We start from the raw sequence: 14480 nt of genomic DNA on the forward strand, positions 1-14480 counted from the left end.
CAATATGTGGTATCAAGAATCGAGCCAAGTAGCTGTTCCACGTGGAACGGAAACTATCTGCCTAAAAAGACCAAAAGCACACTGATGTCGGCGGGGGAGACTCCACTAATTCTAGAAGCTTGTGAAATAGTCACGGGTCTTATTTGTTCCAATTTCTCCCTTGCTTCATAAGAAAGTGATTTTAGTTTTGAATAATCAAAATTCTCAGGAATCTTAACATTCTCAAGACGATGAAGTTTGTCGGCATTATTTTTCTCTTTTTCAATATACCCTGAGTATTTTACCTGAATTTCTGCTTGTTCTAAAATCTCAGTATCTAACTGGTTTTCAGTGACATAATTAGATACTGACTCTAGTTCTAGCATATGTTCCATTTTAACTTTAGGTCTCGAAAAAACTTTGAACATTTTATCGGATTGGGTCACTTTTGCTGAACCAACATTGTCTAAAATGGTATTCACTTTTACAGGGTCAAAACTTGTCTTCTTAAAGAAATCAACAAAAGACTTTGCCTTGTTGTGCTTATCTTCCATTCTGCGCATCCGTTCCTCAGATGCTAATCCGAGTTCGTATCCTCTTGGTGTCAAACGCAAATCCGCGTTATCTTGGCGCAATAGGGTTCTGTATTCAGCCCGTGAAGTAAACATACGGTACGGCTCTTCAGTTCCCTTTGTAATTAAATCGTCTATTAATACTCCTATGTAAGCCTCATCTCGTTTTAGAATAAAGGGGGCTTCTTCTTTTAGCTTCAGGTGCGCATTTATGCCAGCCATTAAGCCCTGAGATGCGGCTTCTTCATATCCTGTTGTTCCATTTATTTGCCCTGCAAAGAATAAATTCTCGACCAGCTTCGTTTCCAATGTGTGCTTTAACTGTGTAGGTGGAAAATAATCGTACTCAATAGCATAGCCTGGACGGAAAAATTTTACGTTTTCAAAACCCTTTACCTTCTTAAGTGCTTGATATTGAACATCTTCCGGTAGCGATGTCGAGAAACCATTGACATAGACCTCCACAGTATTCCAACCTTCAGGTTCTACAAAAATTTGATGCGAATCCTTATCAGCAAACCGATTTATTTTGTCTTCTATTGAAGGACAATACCGTGGACCAATACTCTTAATACGTCCATTAAACATTGGAGATCTATCAAAACCTTCACGAAGCAAATTGTGAACCTCTGCACTGGTTCTTGTCATATGACAATCCCTCTGCAAAGTAAGTTTTGGTGTTTCTAGATAAGAAAAACGTTCAGGAATATCATCCCCAGGTTGCGGAATCATAACATCATAGTCCAGGGAACGACCGTCAACCCTAGGCGGAGTACCAGTTTTCATACGGCCAGTATCAAATCCTAAATCAACTAATTCTTCAGTTATTCCTGTGGCAGCTCGCTCCCCTGCTCTACCGCCACCAAATTGTTTTTCTCCTATATGAATTAATCCATTTAGAAATGTACCGTTGGTTAAAACGACAGCATCTGCCTCAATTTCCAAGCCTAAGGATGTACGAACACCTACGACCTTATTTCCCTTCACCAATAAACCAATCGCCATTTCTTGATAAAAATCAAGGTTTGGAGTTTGCTCAAGTGCCAAGCGCCACTCTTCAGCAAATCGCATCCTATCATTCTGGGCTCTAGGGCTCCACATTGCAGGACCCTTTGATTTGTTTAGCATCTTGAACTGGATTGCTGATTTATCAGTAACAAATCCACTATATCCCCCGAGCGCATCTATTTCTCTAACTATTTGTCCTTTAGCAATACCGCCCATTGCAGGATTACACGACATTTGGCCAATTGTTTGCAAATTCATGGTAACCAGTAAGGTTCGCGAACCTAAATTCGCGGCGGCCGCTGCCGCTTCAGCGCCAGCGTGACCGCCGCCAACCACTATGACGTCATATTTTTTTTCGAACATAAAACCTAGTGTTCCACGTGGAACAATTCAATTAACTCATTTTCTTTTTTTCGCATCAGGGCCACTTCTTCCTCTTCCTTATCGCCGAAACCCATCAAATGAAGAAGACCATGCCCCATAACCCTAATTATCTCAACAGTAAAATCAACATTAAAATCTAATGCATTTTCTCTAACCCTTTCTACAGATATAAAAATATCGCCAGAAATATTTCGACCTTCCGAATAATCAAAAGTTATTATATCTGTCAAGGTGTCGTGATTCAAATACTCTCTATTTATTGGCAAAAGATAGTTGTCATCACAAAAAACAAAGTTTAACTCAACTATAAAAAAATCGTGTTGATTAGAAGCTTTTACTAGCCAATCTCTAATAACAGGCTCGTTTGTAAGTTTAAAACCTGTTTCATAATTAAAGTTTATTTCCTTCTTCAAAATAACCTTGAACCTTTTTGCTCATTTTATTTTGCAAAGGTAGTGCTTGCCTATTTAAAATTTCAACTGCCGGCAATTCCTTATTAGAATCTGGAACATTACTGCTAGTTGGGGCATTGTATTTATTGTAGTTTGTATTACTTTCTCGCTCCTTCTTTTTTCCCTGCTCTATTGCGGCATTTTCAAGCTTCATTAATTCGTGTTGAATGGTATTCATTTTATTTACTGTTCTTTTGGTGATGCCATTTTCCAGTAAATCGTTCTCAAAAGATTCCATTTGACGTACTAATTTTTTTGCCAATTGATTGTCAGGGTTAGAAATTAAATCTGTTAATTGTCTCTCTAACGCTTCACGTATAGTCTGTTGCTCTTTATATATTTCATAAATTTCGTCAAGACTTTGTTCAGACAATCCTTCACCTGAAGAATACCCCTGATTGCCTTTGCCACTTTCACTTTTACCATCTTCTCCATCACCTTGCTTTCCTTGTCCTCCTTCCTTATTAAGCTCGCCCTCAGAACTATTTTTATTATTTTGGCCACCATCACCCTGACCGTCTTGACTACTATCAGAACCTTCTTTCTGACCTTGGCCCTCTCCACTAATTTGCCCCATCTTCTCACCTAATTGTTCCTGGGCCTTTATAATATCCGGCAATTGAAATCCTTCCCCCTGCCCCTGACCCTGACCCTGCATCATGCTTTGCTGCATGTTATCCAACATTTTAGCAAGATAATCGGCCAAACTATTTGAAGAACTCAAAACGTATTGTTGGTATGACGCCCCCTGATAAACTTGATTCTCTGCAATGTTCTCCAACGCTTTGTCAATGTTGTAATAGACCTCAGTAATCTCTTCATTCACAAATTCAGAAAGATCTGGTTGACGTAAAGACAAAGCAAATAAACTATCATCAACATGTTCGAACATACCTCGAAGTTCTTGCTGGTTTCTAACTGCAAATGATGTTTGGTTTAAATCGTTTCCTGCTTCATTAACCTTGTCAAAAAGGTCTTCCTGTTTAAAAGAAAAAGTAATTAAGTTTTCAAGTATTTGGCGCAACATTTCAGCATCTTCAGCGATTGATGAGCCCCCACCCGACATGGACATGCTTTGCCTCATGCCATCACTTAACTTTTTCATTTTTTTTGCCGCAGAACCCATCTTGTTCCTCGCATTTGGTTTCTTCTCACCTTTGGAACGCTCACCATTTTTATCCTTCTCCATAACCTCTTTTAGAGCCTCTTTTTGATCTTCTTTAATACTTTCCTGCGTCGATTTGTCGATATCCAAATCCATAGGTTTACGCAAATCTTGATTGTCTTGCTTTAATTCATTTAGCTCTTCATCTAACTTATTATAATCATTATTCAGCTCTTGTTGTTCTTTTTCTGAGACACCCTCTTCATTCTCCCTTTTGCCTAATGCATCTTGCTTTTCAGACAACTCTTCTAAATCCTTAGCCAACTGGTTTAGCTTCTCGGTTACATAATACCGCTTTGTTAATTCTAATAGCTGTTCTAAATTTCGTTTACCACTACTTTGCTTTTTAGCTAACTCTTCAAGTCTTTTTTGTAGTTCTTCTTTTTCAATCTTATCAGCTACCTTATTGAGTTCTTCCAGTAACTTACGATTCTTCTCTGCTTCTATCTCTTGCCGTAACAGCCGTTCTTTCAACAACTCATTGAATTCACTATTTTCTTTGGTCTTTTCTAGGTCCTGGGCGAGCTTTTTACTAAAACTCTTCATCATATCTTCCTGCGCTTCCTGCTTTTGAATGAAATCTTTTATTTTATTTTTATCATTGAAACTTAAAGCCTCCGTTTCTTTTTGGGTATTATTAATTTCTTCCAAAGCCTTTTGTTGTTCACTGGATTTTGAAATTCCCTTCTCAAAATTTTCTAGAACGGATTTATATGAATCCAATTCCTTTTCTCTTAATTCAACTTCACCATAAATAGTCGCATCAAAAACTTCACTTCTTGATGTTTTTCCACCGCGCAATCCATCATTATCTGTAACCAAAAAATAAAGTTGATAACTTGTATCCTCTTCAACTTCTAGCCCCGTAGGAAACTCATAAGCAAAATTGCCTCCGTTGCCAAGGTTTTCGGCAAGGACTAAATTGTACTTTGTCTCCGGATTGCTAGTTCTGTAATACACCAATTTGACCGACCTTAATCCATAATCATCTGAAACCAGTCCATCATAAAACGAACTATTTGGCGCAAGAGAATCTACCTTTCTAATTACTTCAATACTTGGATACTCATCCTTTACCACTTCAATATGATAATTAAGCCTTTCATAGTCCTTAACATTATTGTTTGATGTAGCGATTGAATAATCAATGGCGGACATAATCTTATTTTTCAGCTCAAAGCCATTATTTACTTTTTCTAATTCTTTTTGCTCATTTCCGTCATCAAACAAAACCTTTTCGGTATTTATAGTTTTTAATGCCCATCTTATTTGAGTTCCTTCGGGCACAATTCCATTACCAGTACCCTTTACCACCTCGTTACTTTTACCCAAATATGAAGGATATGTATAGTGCATCTGAAAATCTTCAATTGAAGGAACGCTTCGTACAACTAAATCAAACTCTCGAGAATTGTATCCGTTCGCAACAAACTGAAAACTCCCTGAACTCACCCCTAGCCCAAAACCATAACTAAAACGATTGCCTTCTGATTTCATGAGGTATTCTTTTTCATTAAATTTTAAAAGGACCTCATCAGGAATAATCTCTCCTATTGTCTTTAAACTAATCGCAATTTCTTCTCCTTCTAAAAAAGAAAGGCTTTTGTTCTCTAATACAAAATCAAAGGGGGCTGGTTGCGTATACGCTAAATCATAATTCTTGACCCGTTCATAACCTTGAAATAATGAGGGTAATTTTCCGGCAAATGCAAACACTAACACTAAAAGGCCTGGAACTACCATTATCTTCAAAAAGCGAAAATTACTTTTAAAACTAATAGCTGAAACAAAAGGTATGTTGCCTAGTTCTTTTGATTTTTGATCTATAGATGCACTTAACAAATCAGAATTATCAGCGCTTTCAGACAAATCCAATAAATTAGTTAGTTTGTCAGCAACTTCTGGAAAGTGCTTCCCTATTAATACTGACGCCAGTTTATTGTCTATTCCTTTTCTTATTTGGCTCAAGTAAGCCAACGGGATTCCAATAAATCTATATAACAGGTAGATTTCTGAGCATAACAACAGCAATAATAATACTAACCTGCCCGAAGAATTTAACCATAAAAAATATTCTACACTCGTGATTAGAAGAAGGAGCAGCAACCCTAGTCCAACAAATACTATCGTACCCTTAAGCAATTCGTTGACGTAATACTTTTTTACAAAAGCATTCAACTTTTCCATCACCAACGAAAAATTAGACATAACCAATCATTTTTGTTTTCAAGTTACTTTAATCTCATACATCTGTTTTAAAACATCTTGTTAAAAGCGGTACTTATTAGATGAATTACTTTTTAACAAGGCAAAGTCGAAATTGTATCTTTGATCAAAAACCAATAATGGCCCCAGAAATAAGAGTACGTTTCGCTCCAAGCCCAACCGGTCCACTTCATATAGGTGGGCTCAGAACTGCACTATTCAATTACTTGTTTGCTAAAAACCATAACGGCAAATTTATTGTTCGTATTGAAGACACTGACCAAAATAGATTTGTCAAAGGGGCAGAAGATTATATTCTTGATTCCCTCAAATGGTGTGGACTAACCGTTGATGAGGGACCAAAGATCGGTGGACCTTATGGGCCATATCGCCAAAGTGAACGCAAACACCTTTACCAAGATTACGCAAAGCAATTGATAAAAACCGGACATGCTTACTATGCATTTGATACTCCCCAAGAATTGAATGACCACCGTAAAAACCATGAGCAAAAAGGAAAAACCTTTATCTATAACTGGCACAATAGACTTAAACTAAAAAATTCATTGGCTCTATCTTCCGAAGTTGTGAAGCAAAAAATCGATGCTAACGAACCCTATGTAATTCGTTTTAAATGCCCTGAAAATCAAACCCTCTTACTAGAAGATATCATAAGAGGAGAGATTAAAATTGATAGCAGTACGCTCGATGATAAAGTGCTTTTTAAAAATGATGGCATGCCAACCTACCATTTGGCCAATATCGTCGACGATCATCTAATGAAAATATCCCATGTTATTCGAGGTGAAGAATGGTTGCCAAGTCTTGCACTGCATAATTTACTATACGAGGCTTTCAATTGGGAGAAACCCAAATTTGCACACTTGCCATTAATTCTCAAACCCATTGGTAAAGGAAAATTAAGTAAACGCGATGGTGAAAAAGGTGGATTTCCTATTTTTCCATTGTCGTGGAATGAATCTATTGGTTATAAAGAATCAGGATTTTTTCCTGAAGCGGTTGTAAATTTTTTAGCCTTGTTAGGATGGAATCCAGGTACAGAACAAGAACTCTTTACACTTTCTGAATTAGGCAACTCTTTTTCGTTGGATAGGGTAAACAAATCAGGGGCTCGCTTTGATCCTGAAAAGAACAATTGGTTCAATCAACAATGGCTCCAGCAAATGGATAACACGACACTCCTACCCCATTATAAACAACTATTGGAATCAAATGGTGTTAACACTACTGAGCACAGTGATGATGCCTTAATTCGAATTATCTCTTTAATAAAAGAACGAGCTTCATTTGTTAGTGATTTTTGGGAGTTGAGCAACTATTTCTTTGTTGCGCCCATAACCTACAATGAAAAGGCATCTAAAAAACAATGGAAAGAAAATACCCCTGAATTGATGTCTTCACTTTCTCAAGAACTAGAAACAGTACAACAATTTTCATCTGCGAATATTGAATCGACCACCAAATCATGGATTGAGGAAAAAGGCCATTCATTCGGAAAGGTGATAGCGCCTTTTAGATTAGCTCTTGTTGGAGATTTAAAAGGACCACATCTTTTTGATATTGCTTCACTAATAGGCAAAGAAGAAACATTAAATAGATTAACTACCGCTATTAACAAACTGTAACAAAAACTATATTTATACAACTGATTAACAACTCTTAAAACGAAACTTATGACACCTTTTTGGATTGGTATTGGCTTTTTTCTCATATTGATATTATTCTTTTCCTCGATTTTTATCGTTAAACAACAAACAGCATATGTTATAGAAACATTTGGAAAATTCACTAGCGTAAGAAACTCTGGTTTTCAATTAAAAATTCCGGTTGTTCAAAGAATCGCAGGAAGATTAAGTTTAAAAATCCAACAGCTGGATGTTATTGTTGAAACGAAAACTCTAGATGATGTTTTTGTAAAACTTAAGGTTTCTGTTCAATACGTAGTGATTCGTGAAAAGGTTTATGATGCATTTTACAAATTAGAATACCCACACGATCAAATTACTTCATTTGTTTTTGATGTGGTACGTGCTGAGGTTCCAAAAATGAAGTTGGACGATGTCTTCGTAAAAAAAGATGATATCGCTATCGCTGTAAAACGAGAGTTACAAGAATACATGTCTGAATATGGATACGATATTATTAAAACTTTAGTTACCGATATTGATCCCGATGCTCAAGTAAAAGCCGCTATGAATAGAATCAACGCCTCGGAGCGTGAAAAAATAGCAGCTCAATTCGAAGGTGATGCAGCAAGAATTTTAATTGTTGAAAAAGCAAAAGCTGAAGCTGAGAGCAAAAGACTTCAAGGTCAGGGCATCGCCGATCAGCGTAGGGAAATTGCAAGAGGTCTAGAAGAGTCTGTCGAGGTATTGAATAAAGTTGGAATTAATTCGCAAGAAGCTTCAGCCTTAATTGTGGTTACACAACATTACGATACCCTTCAAGCTATTGGAGAAGAAACAAATACAAATTTGATTTTATTACCAAACTCTCCTCAAGCTGGTAGTGATATGTTAAATAATATGGTGGCCTCATTTACGGCGAGCAATCAAATTGGTGAAGCCATGAAACAACAAAACACGAAAAAGAAGGGAGAATAATTTTAAAAAAAGGATAAAGTCAAAAAAAGGAGTCCATAATTAAGATATGGACTCCTTTTTGTTCTTAAACCAATTTTAAGGCCTTCTCTTGGCTTTACCGCGTTCTACCCATAAAAGTACTTTAAACATTTTCAAAACGCTCTAAAACGCTTTTATATGAACCCAATAGAATAGGTGAATTCTATATGGGGGCAGCCTTCAATAGTTAATTCTTATTATTGATTTCTGTGCTGATTTTTGCCCAAGAATCTCGAAGTGGTGCCGTCCTATTAAAAACTAAATTTCCTTCAATCGAATCTTCATCCACATTAAAATAACCAAGTCGTTGAAATTGAAATTTGTCTCCAACTTTTGCTTCTTTTACTGAAGGCTCAACTAAACCTTTAATTATGGTTAAGGAATTTTCATTTACAAATTCCATAAAGTCAACATCTTTATGCCCATCAGGGTTTTCATCTTTGAACAATCTATCATAAACTCGAACTTCTATTTCATAAGCATGTTTTACACTCACCCAATGCAAAGTTCCTTTTACCTTTCTTAAGCTTTCTTCGGTACCACTACCGCTTCTACTTTTTTCGTCATATGTACACTGAACCTCAACAACATTACCATCCTTGTCTTTTGTACAACTTTCTGCCTTTATAATATAACCGTTCTTTAGACGCACCTCACCTCCTAATTTCAACCTAAAGAACTTTCGGTTTGCTTGCTCTTTAAAATCGTCTTGTTCAATATATAGTTCTCGACCAAAGGGTACTTTTCGAAAACCAGCAGTTTCATCCTCAGGATTATTTTCTGCATCCAGCCATTCTTCATGCCCATCAGGATAATTTGTAATTACAACTTTCAATGGATTTAGAACTGCCATTATACGAGGGGAGGTTTTATTTAACTCCTCCCGCACATGGAACTCCAACAAAGAAACATCTACAAGGTTTTCCCTTTTTGCAATACCTACGGTATCTGCAAAATTTCGAATTGCAGCAGGAGGGTATCCCCTACGCCTCATTCCTGAAATTGTAGGCATTCTAGGGTCATCCCAACCAGTTACCACTCCCTCTTCAACCAATCGCAACAACTTTCTTTTGCTTACGACCGTATGACTTAAATTTCGACGAGCAAACTCGCGTTGCTTGGGCCTCAACTTACTCTCTTCATATAATTGGTCTAAAAACCAATCATAAAGTTCTCTATGGGGTAAAAATTCAAGTGTGCAAAGAGAATGTGAAACTTGTTCGATATAATCCGACTGACCGTGTGTCCAGTCATACATAGGGTAAATGCACCAATCATTTCCTGTTCTGTGATGGGCGCTCTTAACGACCCTATAAATTATGGGGTCGCGCATCAACATATTCGAAGATGCCATGTCTATTTTTGCTCTTAATACGTGCTCTCCTTCCTCAAAATCCCCATTTTTCATTTGCATAAAAAGCCCCATATTCTCTTCTACCGATCTATTTCTAAAAGGACTATTGCTGCCAGGATCCGTAGGGGTTCCCTTCTGCTTGGCAATTTCTTCAGAAGACTGACTATCTACATAGGCCTTACCCGCTTTTATCAACTCAACTGCCCAATCAAACAGCTGTTGAAAATAATCAGAAGCGTAACACTCCTTGTCCCATTTAAAACCAAGCCACTCAACATCTCGTTTGATGGCCTCGACGAATTCCTTTTCCTCTTTAGCAGGATTAGTATCATCAAATCTCAAGTTGACCGGTGCTTTATATCGCTCTCCTAAACCAAAATTCAGACATATTGAACTTGCATGCCCAACATGCAAAAATCCATTGGGTTCAGGGGGAAATCGAAACCTCAAATCATCCTTGGTGTGGGAATTCCCTAAATCATCTTCAATTATGTGTTCAATAAAATTTAAGGCCCTTTTCGTATCGCTCATTCGTGGCAAATAATTATTAAATACAATAAAATATCATGTTTACAGGCATTTACAACTGCTAATTGTGCAAAAATGCCATTTCACAACAAAATTACTAAAGCCTACAACAATAAGTTTTACTACTCTCATTTATTATGAAACTTTGACCTCGAAACACTATTTGAAAAAATTAAATCCGTATAAATGAGCGGATTATAAATAAAAGAGCCCCAAACTCTACTTAACCTATGAGTGTTTTTTCAAAGTATGGCGTCTTGCTGGTGAGCTTCCTTGTCTGGTTCTCATCCCAGTTTGTATCTGCCCAAATACTGAATAAGCCAGAAGCGGCGGATAACCCAAACTTGCCAGGGAATTCGGCTTGGACAGCTGCTTGTGCTTCAGAAAACTTCAATGAATACTTTGTAAACTTTACATGGACCCCTCCTCCAGTAAACCCCGAGAATGAATTTATTCTCGAGCTGTCAGATGCTAATGGAGACTTTTCGAACCCTACAACCCTAACAACTGTTGACGACCAAAACAATGTTTTTGATTTTGATTTCAGCTTTGCCCTTCCTGAAACTACAAGGGGTGATGGTTATCGCTTCAGGGTAAGAAGTACAAGTCCTGAACTTACAAGTCCTGTTTCTGACCCATACCCCATGTACTATATTGGATATCGTGATCCGATTCTTATCAGTAAAGACAGAAATGGGGAAATACCTTCTGGAGGTCAAATACAAGTTTGTAATGGCGAATCATTAGCATTAGGTACGCATAACGTTGACAACCCTGAAAACTATGAATACAATTGGTACAACAATGGCGCACTTCTAAGTGAAAGAAGCAGTCTTATTGAAATCACAGACCCCGGACTTTATTATGTAGAAATAGACTATGGAGCAAGCTGTTCTGGTAGTGCTAATACCCTATCAAATACGGTTGAAGTAATTTTTGTAGATGCGTTGAACGTGTCTATTTCTGCTTCAACATCGACCAACATCTGTAACGGGGAAACAGTTGACTTAGTTGCAAGTGTAGATGACCCTAACCTATTTTATACTTGGTATCAAGACGGTCAAGCGGTTACCGCAAGAATTCTTGGTTTGTCTACCTACACTGTTGATTCAAGTACCGCAGGTTTTGATGGCCAATATTATGTTGAGGTTCAAGGAAATAATCCATGTATCGAGCAATCAAACAATGTTGAAATCACTGATGCAGGAACTTTTGATGTTACCAATGACCAAGAACTGAACTTAGTACTACTACCTGGCCAAACAAGAACGTTAAGTGTATCGTCGACCGCTACGAATCCAACATATCAATGGTACAAAGACGGTGTTGCACTTACAGGAGAAACAAACCAATCGCTTGAAGTCACCGAAGCAGGTGATTATTACGTTACAATGACCCAAGGCGGCGCTTGTAGCAATAGTCAAGTTGATTCTGAGACCTATGTGGTGGTTACCCCTGATTCATTCGAATTACTAATTGAATATGCTACCTCGTACGCTCCGTGTGCCAATGCTGATGTAACCCTAAACCTCTTACAAATTAATGCACTATTTAGTGCACAGAGTCCTATCGATGTCACTAATGACCTAATAAACGACTTTAGTTATCAATGGACTTTGGACGGCAATATAATTGTCGGAGAAACCAGCTCCTCATTAATGATAGTTGGCAATACCAACAATGGTGATTATGAATTAACGGCAACACTAGGCAGCTTTACCCCCATTTCCAACACCCTTAGTGTGGAATTAACGGATAACTCTAGCTTTAGTATATCCAGTGATGGAACCGCACTTTGTTTTAATCAAACCTTAACGGTCACTTCGGACCAGACACTTGCTAATGAGGTTTTTGAGTGGACTCAAAATGGAGTGCCAATTAACAACACTGATGAATCCATAACAGTATCCGAACCAGGAATCTATCAACTGGTTGTGGAGTCAAACTCCTGTCCTTCAATCAGTAATACTATTGAAATCACACCATTTGATGATTCTGGTGTTACGATTGATGTTGAAGAGGAGTTTTTACTTGTCGAAGGAACATCAGTAATAGTTACCGCAGAAGGTGCAGAAACCTATGAATGGTATGATGAATCGAACAATCTTATATCATCAGAGGCTACGGCCAGCATTAGCTTGGCTGGAACATATCTGCTAATTGCCAGCTTGGACAATTGCAGTGTTACAAGAACTTTTACGGCTATTTACAGAGATGAATTTGAAGTGCCCAATGTAATCACTGTTAATGGCGATGGAATCAATGATTTGTGGTTGCTCCCCAATATTTATTCAGGAAATCCAAATGTCAAGGTGACCATTTTTGATGCTGCCGGAAACCAAATATTTCAACAGGTCAATTATCAAAACAATTGGCCAGAGTCAAATACTCAGTTCACCAAACAGAATATGATTTTCTATTACAACATTAAAGAATCAGGCACAACAGTAAAACAAGGTACCATAACGGTAATTAAATAATGCCCAAGTTAAAAACCTACATAACCGTTTTTGCATTACTGCTTTTTACTATCGTAAAGGGACAGGAAGAATCTCCATTTGCAACCTACGATGTTCCCGCACATAATTTATTGAAGTTCAACAGATTTCTTATAAACCCCACATTTTCAACAGTACGTGAAGACAAGTCTTATTTCAACATGCAGCATCGAAACCAATCGGTTTCATTTGAAGACAACTTTAGAGCTTACTTCTTAAGTTACAGTGGACGTATTGGCGACAGAAGCGGTGTTGGACTGGGTGTATTCAATCAACGTGAAGGCCTTGTCGATAATTATGGTGTGCTCGCCAACTACGGTTATGGTATCCGATTGACTCAAGACAGTAATTTTACTTTTGGCGCCAACTTTATTTACTACAATAGTGGAATCAACCAAAACAGGGCAAATCCTATTGATGCTGACCCAGCCTTACTAGCTTTGGAAAGCACTTCTTTGTTCTCGTTCCAACCTGGTTTCAATATTTCCTACAAGAATTTTGATTTTGGTGTTTTCGCAGAAAATCTCTTCGATTATAACATTAAAACCAGTGAGTCGGTCACCGAATTCAATGCAAAGACCTTTAGCGCCCACCTACAATACACTCATCTTTTTAGTGGCGGTTATGGCCTATTTGAAGATGCCCGGTTATTGAGCTTGGCTCGAGTTAGAAAAGTAGGGGAGACCGACTTGGTGTTTGGGGGAAATTTTATCATGGAAATGCCAAAAGTTGGCTGGGTACAACTGGGTTATGATACGTTTTATGGAGCGGCAGCTGGGGTAGGGTTTAATGTTGGAAAAAGGGTGTCGTTAGGATACACTGTCGAACAAGGTTTTGGAACCAATTTTGAAAATTTTGGTATAAACCACGAAATCTCACTAGCCTATTCCTTCACCCCACACTTAACTGAGGATCGGGTAAAACGTGATCGAAGAAGAAAAAATAAGGAAGATGGATATACAGAGGATATTGTTGAAAATGACGACAGAAACAACGCCAATAGCATAATTCAACAAAAAGAGGATGAACTAGCCGAACTTAGAAAGAGGATTCAAGAAAACAATGATTTAATCAATCAATTACTCAAAAACAAAGACTCTTCAGACAACAAGAAAATTACTGAGCTTGAAAATACCATCTCAAAGCTCATGTCGCAATTAAACGATAAAAAATTAGCGGCTTCAAGAGCCAACGCTGAAGAAAGCAAAAAGGCCGTTGTTACAAATTCCAAGAAAAAGGAGTTCAAAGAATCTGCTGGGGGTCGCGTAATCGAGAGTTTGAACATTCCTGGTATTAGAAGTGGCTATTATGTAATTGCCAACGTTTTTAGGTCTGAAAAATATGTTACCCCATTTGTTGAAAAACTTGAAAAGAAAGGATTAAGGCCTGGGTTCTTTACCAATCCAAGAAACAACTTAAAATATGTGTTTGTTAAGCGTTATGGTGCCTTCCAAAACGCATTAAAAGCCTATAAAACCAAGATAGATGGGTCCTACCAAGAAGAAGTCTGGATTATTAAAATTAATGGTAACGAAGGTACTTCGGCAGATGTAAAGTTTGATGATGAATCGTTGAATATAGAAGACGGGGAGAAACATGTACTAATACGATTACCGGTCCAATCAAGAATAAAAAATTTAAATACCGCCTCACCCATAACAAGCCCAAATCAGACCAGCCAAATCTAAACTAA

The 14480-nt window shown here is 37.7% G+C and carries 8 protein-coding genes; 4 read left to right on the forward strand and 4 right to left on the reverse strand.

Features of this window, described 5'->3' with window-relative positions; genetic code table 11:
• Positions 1 to 53: 53 nt before the first annotated feature.
• The 3 genes from mnmG to HCU67_RS04650 are packed head-to-tail and all read right to left on the reverse strand — an operon-like array spanning position 54 to position 5528.
• Complete coding sequence (gene mnmG / locus HCU67_RS04640; protein ID WP_168551407.1) at positions 54 to 1922, reverse strand: tRNA uridine-5-carboxymethylaminomethyl(34) synthesis enzyme MnmG; 1869 nt, start codon at positions 1920 to 1922, stop codon at positions 54 to 56.
• A 5-nt stretch (positions 1923 to 1927) separates the two neighbouring features.
• Positions 1928 to 2356, reverse strand: coding sequence for an rRNA maturation RNase YbeY (gene ybeY / locus HCU67_RS04645; protein ID WP_210423624.1), 429 nt, complete (start codon positions 2354 to 2356; stop codon positions 1928 to 1930).
• A complete protein-coding gene (locus HCU67_RS04650) occupies positions 2334 to 5528 on the reverse strand; it encodes a DUF4175 family protein (RefSeq protein WP_210423625.1) in 3195 nt (1064 codons plus the stop codon). Before HCU67_RS04650 ends, ybeY begins: the two co-directional genes overlap by 23 nt.
• A 377-nt stretch (positions 5529 to 5905) precedes the next feature.
• Here HCU67_RS04650 and gltX point away from each other — a divergent pair, with 377 nt between their 5' ends.
• Together gltX and HCU67_RS04660 are read left to right on the forward strand one after the other, a co-directional pair.
• Entirely contained in the window at positions 5906 to 7411 is a 1506-nt protein-coding gene (gltX, locus tag HCU67_RS04655; protein ID WP_168551409.1) for a glutamate--tRNA ligase, read from the forward strand.
• A gap of 48 nt (positions 7412 to 7459) precedes the next feature.
• Positions 7460 to 8389 (forward strand): SPFH domain-containing protein, encoded by a 930-nt coding sequence (locus HCU67_RS04660; protein ID WP_168551410.1) that lies wholly within the window; start codon positions 7460 to 7462, stop codon positions 8387 to 8389.
• A gap of 205 nt (positions 8390 to 8594) precedes the next feature.
• Here the strand turns inward: HCU67_RS04660 and HCU67_RS04665 are convergent, their stop codons facing one another.
• On the reverse strand, positions 8595 to 10292 hold the full coding sequence (locus HCU67_RS04665) for a glutamine--tRNA ligase/YqeY domain fusion protein (protein WP_168551411.1): 1698 nt from the start codon (positions 10290 to 10292) through the stop codon (positions 8595 to 8597).
• Between the two features lie 227 nt (positions 10293 to 10519).
• Between HCU67_RS04665 and HCU67_RS04670 the strand changes: the two genes are divergently transcribed.
• Together HCU67_RS04670 and HCU67_RS04675 are read left to right on the forward strand one after the other, a co-directional pair.
• Positions 10520 to 12769, forward strand: a complete 2250-nt coding sequence (locus tag HCU67_RS04670) for a T9SS type B sorting domain-containing protein (protein WP_168551412.1) — start codon at positions 10520 to 10522, stop codon at positions 12767 to 12769.
• Positions 12769 to 14475: a PorP/SprF family type IX secretion system membrane protein gene (locus tag HCU67_RS04675; protein WP_168551413.1), complete on the forward strand. Its 1707-nt coding sequence runs from the start codon at positions 12769 to 12771 to the stop codon at positions 14473 to 14475. The genes HCU67_RS04670 and HCU67_RS04675 overlap by 1 nt, the downstream gene beginning before the upstream one ends.
• Positions 14476 to 14480: the final 5 nt, after the last annotated feature.

Origin of the sequence: Croceivirga thetidis (assembly GCF_012272815.1) — a bacterium.
In the GTDB taxonomy this organism is placed as follows: Bacteria; Bacteroidota; Bacteroidia; order Flavobacteriales; family Flavobacteriaceae; genus Croceivirga; species Croceivirga thetidis.